Annotated in this window: 20 protein-coding genes and 1 pseudogene; 6 read left to right on the top strand and 15 right to left on the bottom strand. The window is 42.3% G+C overall.

All coding sequences use genetic code 11. The features are described 5' to 3' along the window. Positions 1-3: 3 nt before the first annotated feature. On the bottom strand, positions 4-471 hold the full coding sequence (locus D8837_RS01605; protein ID WP_125386724.1) for a hypothetical protein: 468 nt from the start codon (positions 469-471) through the stop codon (positions 4-6). After that, positions 471-1,787: a histidine--tRNA ligase gene (gene hisS / locus D8837_RS01600; protein WP_125386725.1), complete on the bottom strand. Its 1,317-nt coding sequence runs from the start codon at positions 1,785-1,787 to the stop codon at positions 471-473. Before hisS ends, D8837_RS01605 begins: the two co-directional genes overlap by 1 nt. Before the next feature lie 167 nt (positions 1,788-1,954). Between hisS and D8837_RS01595 the strand changes: the two genes are divergently transcribed. Continuing rightward, complete coding sequence (locus D8837_RS01595) at positions 1,955-2,296, top strand: metal-sulfur cluster assembly factor (RefSeq protein WP_061425783.1); 342 nt, start codon at positions 1,955-1,957, stop codon at positions 2,294-2,296. A 60-nt stretch (positions 2,297-2,356) separates the two neighbouring features. Here D8837_RS01595 and ilvD read toward each other — a convergent pair whose 3' ends face one another. After that, a complete protein-coding gene (gene ilvD / locus D8837_RS01590; protein WP_000137346.1) occupies positions 2,357-4,060 on the bottom strand; it encodes a dihydroxy-acid dehydratase in 1,704 nt (567 codons plus the stop codon). 184 nt (positions 4,061-4,244) lie between these two features. Between ilvD and D8837_RS01585 the strand changes: the two genes are divergently transcribed. From D8837_RS01585 to D8837_RS01565, 5 genes are all read left to right on the top strand, one after another. Further along, the gene (locus D8837_RS01585) at positions 4,245-5,252 is read left to right on the top strand and encodes an SPFH domain-containing protein (protein ID WP_125455979.1); all 1,008 of its coding nucleotides are present in this window, start codon (positions 4,245-4,247) and stop codon (positions 5,250-5,252) included. A gap of 2 nt (positions 5,253-5,254) precedes the next feature. Further along, entirely contained in the window at positions 5,255-5,455 is a 201-nt protein-coding gene (locus D8837_RS01580; protein WP_000796544.1) for a PTS ascorbate transporter subunit IIC, read from the top strand. 151 nt (positions 5,456-5,606) lie between these two features. Continuing rightward, positions 5,607-5,789, top strand: coding sequence for a 50S ribosomal protein L32 (rpmF, locus tag D8837_RS01575; RefSeq protein WP_000290417.1), 183 nt, complete (start codon positions 5,607-5,609; stop codon positions 5,787-5,789). Positions 5,790-5,804: 15 nt separating this feature from the next. Next, positions 5,805-5,954 (top strand): 50S ribosomal protein L33, encoded by a 150-nt coding sequence (gene rpmG / locus D8837_RS01570; protein ID WP_001265622.1) that lies wholly within the window; start codon positions 5,805-5,807, stop codon positions 5,952-5,954. A gap of 137 nt (positions 5,955-6,091) precedes the next feature. Next, positions 6,092-6,655, top strand: coding sequence for a hypothetical protein (locus D8837_RS01565; protein WP_125455978.1), 564 nt, complete (start codon positions 6,092-6,094; stop codon positions 6,653-6,655). A gap of 100 nt (positions 6,656-6,755) precedes the next feature. On the opposite strand, the pseudogene D8837_RS01560 reads toward D8837_RS01565, so the two are convergent. The 12 genes and pseudogenes from D8837_RS01560 to D8837_RS01505 all read right to left on the bottom strand — a co-directional run. Then, positions 6,756-7,142, bottom strand: a pseudogene (locus D8837_RS01560) (N-6 DNA methylase); the annotation flags it as partial. Positions 7,143-7,212: 70 nt separating this feature from the next. Next, the gene (locus D8837_RS01555; RefSeq protein ID WP_000134329.1) at positions 7,213-8,460 is read right to left on the bottom strand and encodes a toxic anion resistance protein; all 1,248 of its coding nucleotides are present in this window, start codon (positions 8,458-8,460) and stop codon (positions 7,213-7,215) included. A 21-nt stretch (positions 8,461-8,481) separates the two neighbouring features. Next, positions 8,482-9,288: a hypothetical protein gene (locus D8837_RS01550; protein WP_125455977.1), complete on the bottom strand. Its 807-nt coding sequence runs from the start codon at positions 9,286-9,288 to the stop codon at positions 8,482-8,484. Between the two features lie 972 nt (positions 9,289-10,260). Continuing rightward, positions 10,261-10,872 carry a 30S ribosomal protein S4 gene (rpsD, locus tag D8837_RS01545; protein WP_000092756.1) on the bottom strand — a complete coding sequence of 204 codons (612 nt, stop codon included), beginning with the start codon at positions 10,870-10,872 and terminating at the stop codon, positions 10,261-10,263. Between the two features lie 194 nt (positions 10,873-11,066). Continuing rightward, positions 11,067-12,119 (bottom strand): HAMP domain-containing sensor histidine kinase, encoded by a 1,053-nt coding sequence (locus tag D8837_RS01540; protein ID WP_125455976.1) that lies wholly within the window; start codon positions 12,117-12,119, stop codon positions 11,067-11,069. Beyond that, on the bottom strand, positions 12,116-12,814 hold the full coding sequence (locus D8837_RS01535; protein ID WP_125455975.1) for a response regulator transcription factor: 699 nt from the start codon (positions 12,812-12,814) through the stop codon (positions 12,116-12,118). The genes D8837_RS01540 and D8837_RS01535 overlap by 4 nt, the downstream gene beginning before the upstream one ends. 123 nt (positions 12,815-12,937) lie before the next feature. Then, positions 12,938-15,172, bottom strand: coding sequence for an SSURE domain-containing protein (locus tag D8837_RS01530; RefSeq protein ID WP_125455974.1), 2,235 nt, complete (start codon positions 15,170-15,172; stop codon positions 12,938-12,940). Positions 15,173-15,294: 122 nt separating this feature from the next. Then, positions 15,295-15,960 carry a potassium channel family protein gene (locus D8837_RS01525; RefSeq protein ID WP_001283910.1) on the bottom strand — a complete coding sequence of 222 codons (666 nt, stop codon included), beginning with the start codon at positions 15,958-15,960 and terminating at the stop codon, positions 15,295-15,297. Between the two features lie 13 nt (positions 15,961-15,973). Then, entirely contained in the window at positions 15,974-17,353 is a 1,380-nt protein-coding gene (locus D8837_RS01520; RefSeq protein WP_125455973.1) for a TrkH family potassium uptake protein, read from the bottom strand. Between the two features lie 33 nt (positions 17,354-17,386). Beyond that, the gene (locus D8837_RS01515; RefSeq protein WP_125455972.1) at positions 17,387-18,151 is read right to left on the bottom strand and encodes a nucleoside phosphorylase; all 765 of its coding nucleotides are present in this window, start codon (positions 18,149-18,151) and stop codon (positions 17,387-17,389) included. Positions 18,152-18,362: 211 nt separating this feature from the next. Next, on the bottom strand, positions 18,363-18,920 hold the full coding sequence (locus tag D8837_RS01510) for a sugar O-acetyltransferase (protein ID WP_125452735.1): 558 nt from the start codon (positions 18,918-18,920) through the stop codon (positions 18,363-18,365). Positions 18,921-19,015: 95 nt separating this feature from the next. Continuing rightward, a complete protein-coding gene (locus D8837_RS01505; protein ID WP_125455971.1) occupies positions 19,016-19,873 on the bottom strand; it encodes a VOC family protein in 858 nt (285 codons plus the stop codon). Positions 19,874-20,078 lie beyond the last annotated feature (205 nt).

The following is a 20,078-nucleotide window of genomic DNA, read 5'->3' as shown; positions in this document are numbered from 1 at the left end:
CACCTACTCTCCGTCAAATTCAACGGTTTGGATATCCTCAATACGTTGTAGTTTGAATTTTTCTTTTCCCGTATTATCTACACGTCGTAGCTTGACCCATTCCTCATCAACATCCACAACTTCCCAATTATTTGTTCCAAATAATTCTCCAACGATTGTTGGTTTTTCCCCAATCAATTCTTGTAATAATCTTGACATTTCTATATTTCCTTTCTCTTTTCGCTCAAGCTTTTTGATTTTATTCTCTAGTTTCTTGATTTTTTTAGAACCATTAGAATAAAAGAAAATCATAAATAGTATAAATCCTAGTACCCACATCATAGCTCCTTTCTGGTTCCTATTTCTTAACTTGAATTTATTGTAACACATCTTTTTCTTTTTGACAAGCATATTTGTCAAAAAGTTTATGATTTTTGTCATTTTGCAAAAGAAAAAGGTCAGGAGTAAGGTCCTGACCAGTTTATCTACTATTAAAAGCCTAATTTTTCAAAGATTTCTGAGAAGTTTTGGCTGATAGCCTCAAGTGACACCTCTACTTTTTCCTTGTATTTGTTGATATTAAAATTATTCTTAGCATTTCGAATTTGATTATTCTTAACCACGACTTTTCTAGTCTGGATTTCACTCTCTCCTAGAGTGATAAGTGTCTTAGACGCAAAGACATCGGCTGACTTGAACTGAGCTTTTAGTTTACGGTTAAGATAATCACGCTCTGCTTTGAATCCTTGTTGGCGAAGAGCTTGTACTAATTCCAAGGCCTTGACATTTGCTCCTTCACCCAAGACTGCGATATAGACATCTAGGGCGTTTTCGATAGGGAGGGCTACACCTTGCTTTTCAAGAATGAGAAGCAGGCGCTCTACACCAAGTCCAAAACCAAATCCAGTAGTTTCAGGACCACCAAAGTAGGCAACCAAGCCATCGTAGCGACCTCCCGCACAAACTGTCAAGTCATTGCCCTCAATCTCAGTAATGAACTCGAAAATGGTGTGGTTGTAGTAGTCCAAACCACGCACCATATTGGTATCGATGATGTAGTCTACTCCAAGATTTTCCAACATCTGACGCACAGCATCAAAATGAGCTTGGCTTTCTTCATCAAGGAAATCCAAGATAGACGGCGCATTCTCCACTGCCACCTTGTCTTCTTTTTCCTTAGAGTCCAAGACACGGAGAGGATTTTCCTCCAAACGACGTTGGCTATCCTTAGACAAGGTCTCCTTGAGCGGTGTCAAATAGTCAATCAAGGCCTGACGATAAGCCGCACGGCTCTCAGGATTTCCAAGCGTATTGAGGTGTAGTTTGACACCTTGGATGCCGATTTCTTTCAAGAAATGGGCTGCCATAGCAATGGTTTCCACATCGGTAGCTGGATTGCTAGAGCCAAAACACTCAACACCAATCTGATGGAACTGGCGCAAACGCCCTGCCTGTGGACGCTCATAGCGGAACATAGGTCCCATGTAGTAGAACTTACTTGGCTTTTGCACTTCTGGGGCGAAGAGTTTATTTTCCACATAGGAACGGACAACTGGCGCAGTTCCTTCTGGACGGAGGGTGATATGGCGGTCACCCTTGTCATAGAAATCATACATTTCCTTGGTTACGATATCGGTCGTATCTCCGACAGAGCGACTGATGACCTCGTAATGCTCAAAAATAGGCGTGCGCACTTCTGCATAGTTATAGCGCTTGAAAATCTCACGGGCAAAGCCCTCAACGTACTGCCATTTGGCAGATTCAGCAGGCAAGATATCCTGCGTTCCTTTTGGTTTTTGTAATTTCATAGGGAATCCTCTTTAAACTTAATAGTCTTATTTTACCATAAATAGAGGGATTAAAACAGTGAGAGAAGAAAATCTCAAGAGAGTCTTTTCAGAAAATTCATCAAAAACTTGCCAAATTGTCAGAATTATGAGAAAATAGAGGATATTTATCACGTGGAGGGACTATAATGAGAGAGGATATCAAAATCAATGACCGTGCTTTGGCCTTACAAGACCAAATTATCGAAAAACTAGAGAAGGTTTTTGATACAGATGTGGAATTGGATGTTTACAATCTAGGACTGATTTATGAAATTAATCTGGATGAAACTGGGCTCTGCAAGATTGTCATGACCTTCACCGACACCGCCTGTGATTGCGCCGAAAGCCTGCCTATCGAAATCGTCGCAGGTCTGAAACAAATCGATGGTATCGAAGATGTCAAGGTTGAAGTTACCTGGTCGCCTGCTTGGAAAATCACACGAATCAGTCGCTACGGCCGCATTGCCCTTGGACTACCACCTCGTTAAGCAGGTCAATATCTTTTAAAGATGAAAAAAAGCAAGCCGAAGTTGGCTTGCTTTTTGAGTTTATTTTTTACCTGACTTGTCCATATTCCAGAAGTCTGTCACGGCTCCGCGTGAAGCAGATGATACGATATGGGCATATTTACCAAGGACACCACGGCTATAAAGTGGTGGCAAGGTTGTTTCTGCTTTTCGTTTTTCAAGTTCTTCTTCGGATACGGCCATGGAAATTTCTTTGGTATCTTGGTCAACCGTAACGATATCACCTGTACGGAGGTAGGCAATTGGTCCACCATCCTGAGCTTCAGGGGCGATATGTCCCACAACCAGACCATAAGTACCGCCAGAGAAACGGCCATCTGTTAAGAGAGCGACCTTGTCTCCCTGACCTTTACCGACAATCATTGATGAAAGTGACAGCATCTCAGGCATACCAGGACCACCTTTAGGTCCAACGAAACGAACAACGACTACATCGCCATCAACGATTTCATCTGTCAGAACGGCCTGAATCGCATCTTCTTCTGAGTCAAAGACCTTAGCTGGCCCAACGTGACGACGCACTTTAACACCTGATACCTTGGCAACCGCACCGTCAGGAGCAAGGTTTCCGTTCAAGATGATAAGCGGACCATCCGCACGTTTTGGATTTTCAAGTGGCATAATAACTTTTTGACCTGGTGTAAGGTCTGCAAAGTCAGCTAAGTTCTCAGCGACTGTCTTACCAGTACATGTAATACGGTCGCCATGAAGGAAGCCATTCGCCAAGAGATATCTCATAACCGCAGGCACACCACCGACTTCGTAGAGGTCTTGGAAGACATACTGACCAGATGGTTTCAAGTCAGCCAAGTGAGGCACACGTTCTTGAATCGTATTGAAGTCCTCAAGAGACAAGTCAACATTGGCAGCATGGGCAATGGCAAGCAAGTGAAGAGTGGCATTTGTAGAACCACCGAGAGCCATAGTTACAGTGATGGCATCTTCAAAGGCTTCACGAGTCAAGATATCTGACGGTTTGAGACCGAGCTCCAGCATCTTAACAACAGCACGTCCTGCTGCTTCGATATCTTCTTTCTTATCAGCTGATTCAGCTGGGTGAGAGGAAGACCCTGGCAAACTCATACCGAGAACTTCGATAGCAGTCGCCATGGTATTAGCAGTATACATACCGCCACAGCCACCAGGGCCAGGACAGGCATTACATTCAAGACGTTTTACGTCCTCAGCTGTCATGTCACCGTGATTCCATTTTCCGATACCCTCAAAAACAGAAACCAAGTCGATGTCTTTGCCATCAAGATTTCCCGGTGCAATAGTTCCACCGTAGGCGAAAATTGCTGGAATATCCATATTAGCAATGGCAATCATAGAACCAGGCATGTTCTTGTCACAACCACCGATAGCGACGAAGGCATCCACGTTGTGGCCTCCCATAGCCGCCTCGATTGAGTCCGCAATGATATCACGAGATGTCAAAGAGAAGCGCATACCAGGCGTTCCCATAGCAATCCCGTCCGCTACAGTGATAGTCCCAAACTGCACAGGCCAAGCACCTGCCGATTTGACACCTTCTTTAGCTAATTTCCCAAAATCATGCAAGTGGATATTACATGGCGTATTTTCCGCCCAAGTCGAAATTACCCCAACAATCGGTGTTTCAAAGTCCTTATCTGTCATACCAGTCGCACGAAGCATGGCACGGTTTGGTGATTTTACCATACTATCATAAATGCTACTGCGGTGACGTTTATCTAATTCAGTCATTTATTCCCTCCCATTTCAGTTTTTACTATTATAGCACATTTTAAAAGCAATGAACAGAAGAAAATTCTTGAATTTTCAGAAAATTCTATACAGAAATATTTTATTTAAAAATGTTACATTTATTTCTTGACTTTATAAATTAAAGTGATATCATTTAGATATCAAATAATAGGAGGTCATTCTTATGACTGAAAAACTAATCAATTCAAAACCAAATGGTGTATTCGCATTGATTCTCATTGAATTGGCGCTCGTACTCGGTATCTTTATATTTATAATGGGTGTTGGTTCGGAAAACATTTTTGGAATTATTATCGGACTTTTATTAAGCTTAATTGCAGGCCTAGCTCATGCTGGTTTAAAAGTTGTCAAACCTCAGGAAGCTCTGGTTTTGACCCTTTTTGGTAACTATACAGGTACCATCAAAGAACCTGGTTTTTACTTTGTTAATCCCTTCAGCGTAGCAGTCAACCCTGCAAATCACACTAGACTGGGACAAAGTGGTGATGTTAGCACAAAATCTCCTTTGTCAGGAATGAAATCATCAAATGGCAATGATGTAAATCTTGAAATTGGCAAAAAACAGATTTCCCTCAAGGTTATGACCTTGAGCAATTCTCGCCAAAAAATCAATGATTGTCTAGGAAATCCCGTAGAAATCGGGATCGCGGTAACTTGGAGAGTTGTTGATACAGCCAAAGCAGTCTTCAATGTGGACAACTACAAAGAATATCTTTCATTGCAATGTGATAGCGCCCTCCGAAATATTGTCCGCATCTATCCTTACGATGTCTCTCCTAATGTGGATACTACAGGTGACGGGCAAGCAGATGAAGGTAGTCTCCGTGGTTCTAGTGAGATTGTAGCTAACCGTATTCGTGAGGAAATCCAAAGTCGTGTTGAGGATGCTGGCTTGGAAATCCTTGAAGCACGTATTACTTACCTAGCTTACGCTCCAGAAATTGCTGCTGTCATGCTTCAACGCCAACAAGCATCTGCCATTATTGATGCCCGTAAGATGATTGTGGATGGTGCTGTAGGAATGGTTGAAATGGCACTAGAACGACTCAATGAAGGGGAATTGGTCGAGCTTGACGAAGAACGAAAAGCTGCCATGGTTTCAAATCTCCTAGTCGTTCTCTGTGGCAATCATGATGCACAACCAATTGTCAACACAGGAAGTCTTTACTAAAGATGGCTGAAGCTAAAAAAAAGCAGATCCCCCTTAGACTCTCAACAAAGTTATACGCTGCACTCGCATCATGGGCAGAAGACGACTTTCGTTCAGTCAATGGGCAAATCGAGTATCTCCTCACAGAATGTGTCAAGCAACGGAAAAAAGACGGAAAATACGTATCAGAAACCATTGACGAACCATTTGAGATTGATATTTAACACTTTCTCCTGTCTGCTAGGTCTGACAGGAGAATTTTTTCATCTTTTTTTGTCAAGTAACTTTACTTTACAAAAAAAATGTGTTATCCTAGTATGGTTGATGAAAATCAGTAGATTGAATCGAATATAAATACCTAAAGGAGAAATCAAAATGGCAGTACCTGCACGTCGCACTTCAAAAGCGAAGAAAAACAAACGTCGTACACACTACAAAGTAACAGCTCCATCTGTAAACTTTGACGAAACTACTGGAGATTACTCACGTTCTCACCGTGTATCACTTAAAGGATACTACAAAGGACGTAAAATTGCTAAAGCTGCATCAGCTGAATAATAGAAGGGAGATACCATGCGCGTAAATATTACACTTGAACACAAAGAATCTGGTGAACGCTTGTACCTTACTTCTAAAAACAAACGTAACACTCCAGACCGTCTTCAATTGAAGAAATACTCACCAAAACTTCGCAAACACGTTGTGTTTACAGAAGTTAAGTAATAGGTCATTCCGTTTCATGACTTACACCCTATTAGTTAGACAAAATATCTAGCTGATGGGGTGTTTTATTATAAAACTAACATTACATAGTCTTTCTCTATATTCTTTCAACTGATAATATTTAAGGAGAAACATTTATGAAAATAAAATTTAAAGAAAGCAATACCATTACTTCCATAAAATACAAATCTTTTTTATTTGTAAAATTGCCACTACTAGCTATTTTGTACGCAGTTGTTATCAACTTCATACTTACTTTTAAGTTGACAGCTATAAGTGACTTGCTAACGTCTAAAGGCATTATCCCTTTAATTTTAATTATTCTACTGGCTTATCTTGCCTTCAAGAACTATACTTCTTTTAAAGACTTACGTGAAAATTATAAAGCCAAGAATATTGATGGTATTAATATACTAGTAAAACTTATTCGCATACATGATATGGTTAAAGTCAGAGAGCTTGGATTTAACAAAACAATCTATAACTACACATTTTCATGGGAAGATATCATTTTCCCTGCCATTAACAACAATATAAACGGCTCAAAACTTGAACCACTCGTTAAAAAATATTCTTTACAAGTACTGTCTATGAATATTCCTGCAAAAATGATTGGGAATGTAATCTATGTTGATGCAAAGGTATTGGAAGAATGTATTAAAAATGATATTGAAGAAAGAAGTAAACTTTCAAACATTTAAGGATGAACTTTGTTGTAGTCACCAATAACAAAAAATGACAATAGATTTTCTACTGTCATTTTATTTTTCTAAATTTTTAGCAGAGTATTCTCACAAGTCTCTATATCTCATTCAACTTTTCGAGATAGGCGGTTAATTCTGCTTGGGCTTCTGGTGTTGTGCCTACTAGCTGGCTGCGCATGTGTGCGAGTCTGGCTTCTACCTCTCCAATCTCTTTATCAATCTCTGCGAGATGGTCGGCGAGGTCGGCGAGGGGAACTACGGGTTCTTCCTCAAAGGTATCGACATAGCGCGGAATGTTGAGGTTGTAGTCATTTTCGACAATCTCTTCAAAGCTGGCTAGATGGGCAAACTTCTCGACATTCTCGCGTTTTTGATAAGTCTCCAAAATCTTGGCAATATGGTCTTCGGTCATATTGTTTTGATTTTTCCCTTTTTCAAACTCTTTTGAGGCATCGATAAAGAAGACATCCTTGTAGCAATAATTCCCTGACCTTCAAACTTCTACTAAAACAAGCAAAATCCCCTGCAAATCTACATTACAGGGGACTTGTGTATTATTCTTGTACTTCTTTCTGAGCGGCCTTTCCTTGGTCTAGAAGGGCTTGGACGATTTTTTCATCGCGTAGTTTGACAGAATCGTTGATCATTTCTGCGGACTTGACGATGGTTGTTTCTAGTTGGGCACGTTTCTGGCGTCCCAATTCAATAGCTGCGACGATGCCTTGGTTTTGTGCAACCAGACTTTCAGCCAGTTTGGTAACAGATTCGACAGCGACTGTCGGGCTTTGTGCAATTCTCTCCATCTGCGGAATCACTTCCTTGCTGGTTTCAGCTAGCATCTGAAGGGCAGCATTATTGGCATTGACAATGGCATCTGCCACGACACCTGATTTCATTGATTGTTGCAAAATACCCAGTTGGGCAATGGAAAGCTTCATTGTTGGAATCGTATTGCGACGAAGCATGCCCAATTTTTGGCGCATATCAGATGACACCTTCACAAGATTACGCATCTGAGGTGTTGTTGCCCAGGCAACATAGAGACGGCTGACATACTCAGTGTGTTGTTGTTCAAGGGTATTAACCACTTCAGCCATGCGGGCCAATTCTTGTGACTTGGTTTGGTATTCTACCGTACTTGTATCGAGTTGGTCAACTTGGGCCTTTAGTTCGGCAGCGCGCTTGCCAGCTTCTGTCTGGCTGGCTTCGATAAAGGAAATCACTCCCACTAGATTTTCAATGGATTTGGTATTGTCCTCAATCAACATCTCAGCAGAGACGATATTTCGAGCTAGCACATCTTCTTGCTTGACCACTGCGGCAGCCATGCCATCAAGCTTTTGCTCCACTGTTTTTGAGTCAAAGTAAAATTCTTGTAAGGTATTCTTGCTCTTGTTAAACAATCGTTGCAAAAAGTTTGGCTTCTCTTCTAACTCAGCAATTTCAGCGTTCTTGTATTTGACTACAAAGCCTTGCAACTCACGGTTGGTATTCTTGAGTAAGTCATCCACTTGGGGAATCTGCAGTTTCTTTTGTTCTGACAAGATACGATTGACCGTATTGTTCACACCTTCTACAGCAGACTGTCCAAAATCTAAGAGAGCATTTTGATTGGTGACAAACTGGTCTACTAACTGGGGCACGTGCGCCTTGATTCCTTCTTGCTGCTCAGGGCTCAACTTTTCAAGGAAGGTCAAGGTCTTGTCTGAGCCAGTATTTGTCTCGATGATTTGGGTTGTTTTATCCACCTTAGCTACCGTATTATTGGCAATCTGGTCAATATCAAAATTAAATTCTGTCATGGTTACTCCTTTGTTTCTAACCTATTCTTTACGATCTTTTTCTAGAATACGCAAACTGATATCAAAATTACGCATATCTGTTTCATTGAGTTCTCTCAAGACTTGGTCTAGCTCAAGGTCAAATTGTTCGATGGCTGCTTTAGCTTGTTGCAAGCGTTCTTCTGCTCGATTATAGTTCTTCGGATTGGCCTTAATCTTTAAATAGCCTTCTAAAATCGTTTGGAATTTCTCCATCTTCAAACTATGAATGGCCGTCAATTCTTCCTTATCACCATCAGCAGAGGTGGCAATCTTGTCTAAAATAGCCTGATGATCAATGGCAATATTGGCCAAGGTCTGGGACAATTCTGGAGCTAATTCCTCTGGCTCCGCATTTTCAAGATCTACCTGACTTTCTCTATCCAAACGTTCTAGCTGAACATCGATAGTTGCCCTCACTGTACGAACCTTTTTGTCAATACGGTTGTAGACATCAGCATCGATATAGGACTTGAGACGTTCCGCCTCCTGATGGATTTCCCGCAGTTCGATTAATACTTGATTAGCCAAACTCTTATAGGACTCTGAGCCTTTTTCTACTAAAGTTCCCTCTAATTGCTGAATATCCTTGTCCGCCTGACGAATACGAGCTTTTAAAAGCTCAATCCGATCATCGAGCGAACGATCCTGCAAAAGAGGATAGCGTAAGCGTTTGTAGAGGCGATAACCACCATAGCCTAGCAGGACACAAGCCGCAAGCGGAAGAGCATATTGAACCAAAAGGCCCAATAAGAACAAGAAGCCCCAAAAATAGAGACAGCCTTTCCAAAAACCATTACCTGATTTCATAAACATTCCTTATTTTCAATTTATAAGTCTATTTTAGCACAAAAGACAAAAATGAGGGCGGAAATCCCCTAGAAAAGAGTTGATTTCTTTGCTGTAAAATGGAGGCTAGTAGCGCGTGGGCTAATTTCAGTGAATCGAACTCAAACCACAAACACACTCTGAGGAATATCAAAACAAAAGCTTGAAATGTCGGAGGGGTTGTGTTAGAATGAACTTACAATGTGAGTAAAGTTACAGCATATGTAACTTAAAAAACCCCACCGTGCCACCGATGGGGTTTTTTGCTACCCTCTAAAAGGGTTAACCATTACTTTTTTCGTTTCTTAAGCCATAACTTGAAAAGCTCAGATAACACGTTAATCAGTAACGGAGCTAGAAACACTGTGAGTAAAGTTTCTAACATATGTAACACCTCCCTTCCTTAAAGTGAGGGGGCCAAAACATTATGTCATACCAGATTTATATCATTAACATCGCTTAGTTCTTGGCATAGATAGACTTAGATACACAAATAACCTTACTAGCAAATCTCTAAACAAACCCAGAAATCAAGCTTTTAAGACAAAGCAAAAAGCCCTTATATTCGTAGCTAAGGGCTGATTTATTTGCAAGGATAGGCGGGACCGCCGGATGTCGCCCGCATTTCTCGACCCACTATAAGTGGCGCGTTGGAGGCGGATACTTTTCAACCTCTATCCTTATTATCTTGATTATATCATATTTATTATTGAATTTACATCTTTACAGATTTATCCTTACACTTTCTGATTTAAACTCTCTAATATCTGTCTTGTAAACTTTCGTCCATCTACATTTATCAGGACATTGGAGGTCTAAAGCCGTCTCATTTTATGAGAAAGCTGTTAGTTCTTTGTGAAGGGGGACAGAAAGGGGGACAAACCCAGAAATCAACCTTTTAAGACAAAGCAAAAAGCCCACTGTTGTAGGCTTTCTGTAAGATATATCTTAAAATTAAAGCATTTTGTTGTAGAATTCAACGACAAGTGCTTCGTTGATTTCTGGGTTGATTTCGTCGCGTTCTGGCAAACGAGTCAATGAACCTTCCAATTTTTCAGCGTCGAATGATACGAATGCTGGACGTCCAAGAGTAGCTTCTACTGCTTCAAGGATAGCTGGAACTTTCAATGATTTCTCACGAACTGAGATTACTTGACCTGGAGTTACGCGGTATGATGGGATATCAACGCGTTTTCCGTCAACAAGGATGTGACCGTGGTTTACGAATTGACGAGCTTGACGACGAGTAGTCGCAAGACCAAGACGGTAAACAACGTTATCCAAACGACGTTCCAAAAGAAGCATGAAGTTGAAACCTAGGATTCCACCTTTGATTTTTGTAGCTTGTACGAACAAGTTACGGAATTGTTTTTCACCTACACCGTAAGTGAAACGAAGTTTTTGTTTTTCAGCCAATTGCAAACCGTATTCTGACAATTTAGAACGGTTGTTTGGTCCGTGTTGTCCTGGTACGTAGTTACGACGTGCCAATTCTTTACCTGTACCTGTAAGTGAAAGGCCAAGGCGACGAGCTTGTTTCCAAGATGGTCCTGTATAACGTGACATGTGTATGTCCTCCTGATATAAATAATATTTCGGTGGAAATAGTCACTTAGAAAGCCCTGATTCGTGCAGATGCCCTTCGCCTAAACAGCCAAGGTTACTTATCATAAGACACCTGTTGACGAGCTTCATGCTTTCCTGCTGATATTTCACACAAAATCCATTTTACCATGAATGGCTAGATTTGTAAAGGGTTTTTAAGCTTTATTTTCATTACCAGAGAGGTTAAGAAGGAGGGTAAAGGTGCTTCCGAGGCCGTACTGGCTGGTAACTGTGATTTCTCCACCCAATTGATGGGCCAATTCACGCGCAATCGCAAGTCCTAATCCATGACCACCTGTTTTCATATTACGCGAAGTTTCTACACGATAAAGGCGTTTGAAAATATTCTCCAAATCCTCTGGGGCAATGCCCTGTCCCTCATCGGTCACACTGATTGAAAGCTGGTTCTGCTCCAGCTTAGCCACCACTTCCAGCTTGGTTCCTGGAGCAGAATATTTAAAAGCGTTATTGACCAGATTCACCAAGATGCGAGAAAGCTTGGCATAATCTCCTTCAATCCGGGCAGACTCTGGAATTACCTGCAAATGGACATCTCGTTCCTCCTGCTCAATCAAGAATTGAAATTCACTCATGCACTCAATCAAGAGCTGGTCCAAAAAAATACTGTCCTTGCTGGTCGTTTCCACCTGATTTCTAGCTGTATTTAGAGTCAAAAAATTCAACTCTTCAACCAGTTTATTGAGTCTTTCCGTCTGACGCCCAATAGTTGCTAGATAATGCTCCTGTTCTCCTTCCTTGATAACCCCATCCAAAATCCCTTCTACCGTCGCTTGGATCGAAGTGATGGGGGTCTTGATATCATGCGATAGCTGGGCAATCATCAAGCCCTTTTCTCGTTCGCTTTCTTCCAAGGAATCAAAGGTGGCCTGCAAATCATGGGACATTTCATTGAAAGCTTGCCCTAATTGTTGAAATTCTACAGGACCTTGAACCTCCAGATTTGAAGGAAAATCCTTGTCCGCTACCCGCTTGGCATGTTCCTTGAGTTTGCCCAACGACGTAAATACCGGCGACAGGAGAAAGAGACTAATCCCAGCACCGACAAGGCTGGCAACGATGGTCATTCCAAGCAAAAAGTAAATCTCGCTTTTCTCAATCAGCATTTTTTGAACAGCCCAAAAAACCACGATAATCGTTAGAAGTGTTGAAATGATATACCCCACTAAAATATAACTTTTTAATTTCATTGACTACCTCGTGCTTTCTCAATTTTGTATCCCAAACCCCAGACAGTTTTTATAGTAGGCGTTTCTGCGCTGGCATGTTTAGCCAACTCCTGTCGAAGAGCATGAATATGAACATTCAAGGTATTAGTGTCATCCACATAGTCTTCCTGCCAGACCTTTTCATAGAGGTCTGTCTTAGAGAAAACCCGCTCTGGATTGCTGGCTAAAAGCCATAGAAGTTCGAAGGATTTGACAGTCAATTCAAGCGCCACATCTCCGACTTGGACCTCATGGCTACCGTGATTCATCCGTAAATCCCCGAGACTGACGACTTCTGTCTCACCTCCACGATGAAGGCGACGCAAGATATTGTGGACACGCAAAACCAACTCACGAGGGCTAAAGGGCTTGGCAATGAAGTCATCTGCCCCCAAGCTCAGGCCGTAAATCTTGTCCTGCTCGCTTGTCTTAGCCGTGATAAAGAGAAAAGGCTGATCCGGAGATTGATACTGAACTTCGCTAATCAAATCATAACCATCCATCCGAGGCATCATGATATCTGTAATAATCAAATCAATCGCTTTTCGCTTGAAGATTTCCAAGGCCTCCACTCCATCATGGGCCACCAGTACTTGGTATCCTGCCTGAACCAGATAACGTTGATGAATATCTGTGATTTCTACCTCGTCATCCACGAGTAAAATTGTCTTTCCCATCTGTCTCTCCTTTGAAAAAAACAGTGCTATACCACAATAGTATAACACTATTTTTATCTCTTTACGAACATTCTAAACGATATCTGGATTTTTCATATCCTAGATAGAAAGTCTGTAGCTAGACTAGTCATTTTCTTCTTTTTTAGCTTTCAAACCGAGTCCACCTAGAAGTCCGGCCAAAGCTAATCCAAAGAATCCAAGAGTAGCCATTGATGTTTGGGCTTCACCAGTATATGGAAGCATATCTTTTTGGTCTTTCATTTGGGCAGCCATCATCGGACTTGATACCTTGTTATTAGATGCCATCTTGCCTTCATCAGACATTTTGCTTGAGGCTGCTGGAACTTGATCTTGATCTTGTTTCATGCCTGGTGTTGCCATAGGCTGGCTAGCATTCATGGTTTTGTCCTGCTCTTTGTTAGGCATCATCTTATCCTGACTAGCAGCTGGCATTTGAGCGTTCATCCTAGACGCATCTTGATGACTATTCATCATTGGAGCCGACATGGCTGAACCATTAGAAGATGGGGCGGAGCCTGACTGCATAGGAATAATAGACTGATGTCCATTCAAGTTCACTGTCAAATCTTTTGTTGCTACGAGATTAGTCAAATCAGCCTTGCCATCTTTGGCACCGTATACCTTGATAGTTGCCTTGTAGCTTTGAGTGCCGTTTTGTTTCAAGAGGTCAAGCAAATCTTTGTCTGATTTTCCTTGAGTTCCTGCCAAATCTACTTCATAGAAGTAGAGACCTTTGCCTAATTTTTCTACTGGTGGAAGGGCTGGATTTTTAGCTGAACCATTGTCTGACCACGGAGCCTTGTCTGAGGCTTTCAAGATAAGGCGAGTTAACATACCGTCACCAGCGAAGAATTCGTATGGAATGACTTGGTTGACACCAGCTGTGAATGGACCAGGGAAGTTCGCTTTATCCAAGTAAGTAGCTGGCACATCTACTGTGTCTTTAGTATTGTCGGCCACACCTTTTTGCACTTCAGCTGGAGTAGTTAAGCCGTTCAAGTTGACATCCAAATCTTTTGTCGCTACGAGATTAGTCAAATCGGCCTTGCCGTCCTTCGCACCGTACACTTTGATAGTAGCTTTATAACTTTGAGTGCCGTTTTGTTTCAAGAGGTCTAGAAGCTCTTTATCAGATTTACCTTGGGTACCTGCCAAGTCTACTTCGTAGAAGTAAAGGCCTTTGCCCAATTTTTCCACTGGTGGAAGAGCGGGGTTTTTAGCTGAACCGTTGTCTGACCATGGAGCTTTGTCGGATGCTTTCAAGATAAGGCGAGTCAACATACCATCACCAGCGAAGAATTCATATGGAATGACTTGGTTAACACCGGCTGTGAATGGGCCTGGGAAATTGGCTTTATCCAAGTAAGTTGCTGGAACATCCACTGTGTCTTTAGTATTATCAGCTACGCCTTTTTGGACTTCAGCTGGAGTGGTTAAGCCATTCAAATTGACATCCAAATCCTTAGTTGCTACGAGATTAGTCAAATCAGCCTTACCATCTTTAGCACCGTACACTTTGATAGTTGCTTTATAGCTTTGAGTGCCATTTTGTTTCAAGAGGTCAAGAAGATCCTTATCTGACTTACCTTGGGTACCGGCCAAGTCCACTTCGTAGAAGTAGAGACCTTTGCCCAATTTTTCTACTGGTGGAAGAGCCGGATTTTTAGCTGAACCGTTGTCTGACCATGGGGCTTTATCAGAAGCTTTCAAGATAAGACGAGTTAACATACCGTCACCGGCGAAGAACTCGTAAGGAATAACTTGGTTGACACCAGCTGTGAATGGACCAGGGAAGTTAGCTTTATCCAAGTAAGTAGCTGGGACGTCTACTGTATCTTTGGTGTTGTCGGCTACGCCTTTTTGCACTTCAGCTGGAGTAGTTGCTGGTTGAGCTTCACTTGCTTCACGGTCTTGTCCAGAAACTGTAGGCGCAGGATTTGTCACAGGTTTAAGCGCATCTTCTGTTTCTTTCTTAGATTCTGGTTTTGCTTGAACTTCTTCTTTTGGCGCTACCACTTGGTCTTTATCAGCTACATTCACTTTTTCTGGAGAGCTTGTAGCATCCAAGCTTGCTTTAGGTGTTGAGTCTACCTGTTCTGAAGGGAGAGCTGTATCGACTGCTTCTTTGAAAACTTCTACTGGTAAGTCACTCTTTTCACTCACCGAAGGTGCGTCTGGCACTACTTGAGCAGGGGTTTGATTGACCACATCGGCACGTACAGAACTTGGCTGACCAACTAGGACAAAGAAGCCACTGGCTACAACAACTGAGGCAACACCGACACTAAGACGGCGAATAGACCAACGAGTATATCTTTGATTTGGATTGAATTTCATAAGATTCTCCTTAGAGTTTTTCTTTATTTGATGACTCTAGTATAATCTCCTAAAATTAAAAAGGATTAAGAAAAAGTTAAAATTTTTCTTAAATCCCTCTTATAAAATACTTATATTAATTTTTACGAATTTAATTCTGCCAAGTCGTCTAGATACTGGTTGTTAATGACCGCCAAGATATAGGCATCTGCCCTCAAGAGATCATTAGGGCCAAACTGGACATCCAAGGGTGAATTTTCTTGTTCACGAAATCCTAGGACATTGAGGTTATATTTGCCACGTAGGTCTAACTGGCTCAGGCTTTGGCCTGCCCAGACACTAGGAATTTTCATCTCAACAATAGACACATTTTTATCCAGCTGAAAGACGTCAACATTGTTATGAAAGAGAATGGTCTGCGCTAGAGACTGCCCCATTTCATACTCAGGTGAAATCACCGAGTCAGCACCGATTTTTTCTAGCACCTTCTTGGCTGTCTGGCTTTTGACCTTGGCAATAACCCTTGGTACCCCTAGACTCTTACAATGCATAACTGCAAGCACACTCGACTCTAGATTTTCCCCTGTTGCCACTACAACCGTATCACAGGTATCAATTCCTGCAGTTCTGAGGAGTTCCTCATCTGTAATATCGCCAACAACTCCACGCGCCAAAACTGGCTCAAATTGATTGATACGCTCAGCGTGGTCGTCAATGGCAATAATATTCATATCTTGCTTGGCAAGGGCTGTCAGGACACTACTCCCGAAAATCCCCAAACCTAAAATTCCAATCGTACGATCTGACATCATTCTTCCTTTCTTATCCAATACTAATATCTGCTTTCATATACTGAATCAAATCTTTCTTATCAGGCTGGTAGTCCGCTAGACTAACCAGCAAGGTCAGGGGACCGATACGGCCAATAAACATGAGCACCATGACAATGCTAAGAGCTAGCTTGCCCAATTCTGGCGTCAGATTTGCCGTTACCCCAACTGTCGCAAGAGCTGAAATGGTCTCAAACATGAGGTAGATAAATCGCGGTGTTCCTTCTGCTGTAATTCCCAACAACATCAAGCCCAACAAGAAGGTCATCAAAAAGATAATGAAGACACTAAAGGACTTTTGGACTGTTCGAGCCTCAATGGTTCTCTGCGCAACATTGGCATGAGGCAAGCCTAGCAATTCACTACGCGCAAAGACCAATAAGACAAAGAAAGTCGTAATCTTGAGCCCCCCAGCCGTCCCTCCAGGCGCTCCACCCAGAAACATCTGTAGGATATAGATAAACAAGGTCACAGGCCGAGCTTGGGTGTAATCAATAGAAGCAAAACCAGCTGTTCTCATGCTTACAGTTTGGAAAAAACTAACCAGCACTTTCTCTGGAACACTGAGATTGCCAATGGTTCCTGGATTGTACCACTCCGTAAAGAGTGTAGATACTGTCCCAAATAGCAAAATCCCTGCAGTCAAGAAAAGAACTAGTTTGGTGTGGAAACGTAGACGGCGTTTTTTCTTCTTGTTAAACTGGGTTGCTAAGTCAAACCAGACCATAAATCCAAGACCACCCGTGATAATCAAGCCAGCAATGATCAAATTGATCAAGGGATCCGTCTGAAAAGCCACTAAACTGCTACTGCCGAAATTATCAAAACCAGCATTACAAAAGGCTGAAATGGCTAAAAAGATAGAGGTGAAAATACCTCGTCCCCAGCCGAACTCAGGAATAAAACGGAAACTAAGAAGAAAAGCTCCCAAACCCTCTACCAGAAAAGTCGTCAAAAAGATGGAACGCATAAAAGACTTCAAAGACTTACTTTCCCCATAACTAAAACTCTCCTGTATGGTTTCACGACTGCGAAAACTAAGCTTTTGCTTCCCCTGAATATAAAAGACCCCGATAAAGGTCATGAGCCCCAGACCACCAATCTGTATCAATAGCATACAAATCAACTGACCCCAGACATTATAGGTCGTAGCCACTGGTTGCGTAAAAAGGCCAGTCACACAGACCATGGACACCGTCGTAAAGAGATGGTCAAAATAAGTGGCCTGCGAACTACTCGCCTGAACAAAAGGCAAACTCAAAAGAAGAGAGCCTATAAAAATAACTCCAGCGAAACTTAAAAAAATCCGACGAGCTGGCGAAAGTCCACCCAAGGCCCTTTCAATTTTTTTCACAAATAATTTGAATAACATACATCCATTGTACCATAAAAAGAAGGAGAAGAGCTAGAACTGAGAGGCTATCTCAAGACAGAGTTCCAATGCCTTCTCGAAAGCTTCTGAACCCCAGTCACGACTATCGTACTGGTCCAAGTCTGCTAAGGAATCAGCTGTGAACAACAATTCTCCCCAGAGAACCCCACGCAGTTGGGCTACTGCCGCAAGCGCAGAACACTCCATCTCCACAACAGTACAGCCTTCTTCCTTGCGATAAGCCACCTTTTCAGCCGTTTCTCGGTAAAAACCGTCTGTCGTCCAGGCCATGACTTCTTCATAGGGAATCCCTTTGGCTTCCAACACTCGCTCAATAGCAGCAATAGCCTCTGGCTGAATTTCCATATAACGAGAAGGTGCCACATAGTGATAACTAGCTCCCTCGTCTCGTAGAGCGCGAACAGGGACGAGAAAGGCATTTTCCTCTATATCAGCTAGCACACCACAGGTTCCGGTGGAAATAATCTGCTCCACACCATAGCCAATCAACCAATCCATAAACTGGGCTGCTGGAGCTGAGCCCACAGGAGCCTGAGCCAGACAGATTTCCACGCCCTTGTAGTTAATGACGTAGATTGGATAGGTCTTGGTGGCAGAAACAAATTCGCCGACACAGTCCGCCCCTACTTCCCTCGCATAGCGGTCAATCTCCTCACCTAAAAAAGCATAGACACACTTCTTGGGCAAGTGCAAATCCAGCCCCTCGTGATTGGGCATGATGACCGCCTGAGGATTGTCGTCAAACTCTAAAATGGGAATCGCATGTTTCTGAATCATCGCCCACCTCCTGTAATTTTGTACTATTGTATCAAAAGCTGACGAAGTGTCAAGGAGGAAGCTAAGGAGAAAAAAGTATCCCACTTACAAGATGCTTTGCAATTGCTTAATGAAGCAGACTTGCTAAGATATAGAGTAGGTAAATGTGGGCTGGGTAAAAGATGATGAAACCTACAAAAAAAGAAACAACCCCCGCTGTTCATTTTTACTTCTATTTCACAGGTATCTCCTTAATCACACGCGCAGGATTACCAGCTAGGACAACGTTGTCGCCGAAGGACTTGGTGATTACAGCCCCTGCTCCAGCAACAACATTATTCCCCAGTGTTACTCCAGGAAGGACAATGACACCACCTCCAGCCCAGAAATTGTCTCCGATGGTAATGGGCTTGCCGTATTCCACACCTGAATTACGATCCTGCGGGTCCAGTGGATGGAGGGGAGTCAAGAACTGACAGTTGGGACCAATCATAGCATTGTCCCCGATGCGAATCGGACAAACATCCAGCATGGTCAAGTTCCAATTAGAATAAAAATTTTCCCCTAGATGGATATTGACCCCATAATCGACCACCAGGCGTGGATTAACATAAAGATTTTGTCCGGTTGACCCAAACCAAGCCTTGATGATTTCGACTCCCTTCAAGGGATCTTCTTCCTTGTTAAAGGCAGACTGTTTTTGGCGAGAAGCCTGAGCCAAGGACCGCAATTCTGGGTCCGATGGACGGTAAACCTCTCCCGCTATCATTTTCTGATATTCACTGGTCATTGTATTCTTCTCCTTATTCTCTACTATCATATCAAATTTTCCCCGTATCTGACTAGGATAAGGAGCACTTTCTACAATTGATGTTCTGATTATCATCACATCCTGTCTAAGCGGATACGAGTCACAATTCTGTCTGGGTCTGTGATTTCCAACTGGCTCGATGTCAGCCACTTGATTGGTGCATCAACTTCTTGTGCTCGTTGCGCAATCGTTAACAGTTCTTCTTTACGAGCTACCTCAATAACATAATAGGCTAAACCTGGTATACCTTGCTTACGCGAAGCCAAACCTTTTCCTCCCCATTCATTGACTGCCAAATGATGATGGTAGTCCCCAGCTGCAATCCAACTGACACTAGGCACACTGAATTTATCCTCTAGCCCTAACACCTTTTGATAAAACTGGCTGGACTTTCGACCATCCTTGACGGAAAGATGAATATGCCCCATTCTCGTGCCTTCTGCTAGGATAAAGGGCTCTACTCTTTCCCCCAACTCATAGATATCCTGCGCCGCAAGGGCCTCAGTGACCCCTATAATACGACCGTCTTCTCGAATATCCCATGTGGAAACTGGCTTATCTCGATAGAGTTCAATGCCATTTCCCTCCAAATCTTCCAAGTAAAGAGCCTCACTATAACCGTGATCTGCACCGCCGACAAGAGGGATCTGTAAATCTGTTAGGTATTTCAAGACATCCGCCAAAGCCTTTCGTGTCGGCAAGAGAATAGCCAGATGGTAAAGACCATAATGTTCCCTTACTTCTCCGCTCTCTTGTGCTTGAATCAAGTGTACCAAGGCTTTTCCTCCAAGGCCTAGAACGACCTCTGTCTCAGTCTGAGATAAGATTTCTAAACCAATAATCTGCTGATAAAAGGCTGTTTGACTCGCTAAATCCTTTATATTTAAAACTGCCTCTGCTAAATAAATGTGGCTCTGGTATTCATAGGTCATAAGCACCCCTCCTTTTGTTGTAATTATAATAGTTACAATTATTATATGACTTCCATCAAGAAAGTCAAGCCAGACAACTTATAGATTATGATTCTGCATCTTGTCTATATGGGATTAGAACGAGAAAAATATACAGAGAATTGATAATCAAACCATTGAAAATTTTTAACCAGCTCTAAGATGACTCTCATCTCAACTTCAACAG

Origin of the sequence: Streptococcus mitis, from assembly GCF_003942965.1 — a bacterium.
GTDB lineage: Bacteria > Bacillota > Bacilli > Lactobacillales > Streptococcaceae > Streptococcus > Streptococcus mitis_BH.
This window is presented reverse-complemented; position numbering and strand designations above follow the sequence as displayed.

Coding starts and splice junctions, on each gene's coding strand:
- hisS (WP_125386725.1), bottom strand. CDS start 1,787: ATGAAATTACAAAAACCAAAAGGAACGCAGGATATCTTGCCTGCTGAA.
- D8837_RS01595 (WP_061425783.1), top strand. CDS start 1,955: ATGAGAGAGGATATCAAAATCAATGACCGTGCTTTGGCCTTACAAGAC.
- ilvD (WP_000137346.1), bottom strand. CDS start 4,060: ATGACTGAATTAGATAAACGTCACCGCAGTAGCATTTATGATAGTATG.
- D8837_RS01585 (WP_125455979.1), top strand. CDS start 4,245: ATGACTGAAAAACTAATCAATTCAAAACCAAATGGTGTATTCGCATTG.
- D8837_RS01580 (WP_000796544.1), top strand. CDS start 5,255: ATGGCTGAAGCTAAAAAAAAGCAGATCCCCCTTAGACTCTCAACAAAG.
- rpmF (WP_000290417.1), top strand. CDS start 5,607: ATGGCAGTACCTGCACGTCGCACTTCAAAAGCGAAGAAAAACAAACGT.
- rpmG (WP_001265622.1), top strand. CDS start 5,805: ATGCGCGTAAATATTACACTTGAACACAAAGAATCTGGTGAACGCTTG.
- D8837_RS01565 (WP_125455978.1), top strand. CDS start 6,092: ATGAAAATAAAATTTAAAGAAAGCAATACCATTACTTCCATAAAATAC.
- D8837_RS01555 (WP_000134329.1), bottom strand. CDS start 8,460: ATGACAGAATTTAATTTTGATATTGACCAGATTGCCAATAATACGGTA.
- D8837_RS01550 (WP_125455977.1), bottom strand. CDS start 9,288: ATGAAATCAGGTAATGGTTTTTGGAAAGGCTGTCTCTATTTTTGGGGC.
- rpsD (WP_000092756.1), bottom strand. CDS start 10,872: ATGTCACGTTATACAGGACCATCTTGGAAACAAGCTCGTCGCCTTGGC.
- D8837_RS01540 (WP_125455976.1), bottom strand. CDS start 12,119: ATGAAATTAAAAAGTTATATTTTAGTGGGGTATATCATTTCAACACTT.
- D8837_RS01535 (WP_125455975.1), bottom strand. CDS start 12,814: ATGGGAAAGACAATTTTACTCGTGGATGACGAGGTAGAAATCACAGAT.
- D8837_RS01530 (WP_125455974.1), bottom strand. CDS start 15,172: ATGAAATTCAATCCAAATCAAAGATATACTCGTTGGTCTATTCGCCGT.
- D8837_RS01525 (WP_001283910.1), bottom strand. CDS start 15,960: ATGTCAGATCGTACGATTGGAATTTTAGGTTTGGGGATTTTCGGGAGT.
- D8837_RS01520 (WP_125455973.1), bottom strand. CDS start 17,353: ATGTTATTCAAATTATTTGTGAAAAAAATTGAAAGGGCCTTGGGTGGA.
- D8837_RS01515 (WP_125455972.1), bottom strand. CDS start 18,151: ATGATTCAGAAACATGCGATTCCCATTTTAGAGTTTGACGACAATCCT.
- D8837_RS01510 (WP_125452735.1), bottom strand. CDS start 18,920: ATGACCAGTGAATATCAGAAAATGATAGCGGGAGAGGTTTACCGTCCA.
- D8837_RS01505 (WP_125455971.1), bottom strand. CDS start 19,873: ATGACCTATGAATACCAGAGCCACATTTATTTAGCAGAGGCAGTTTTA.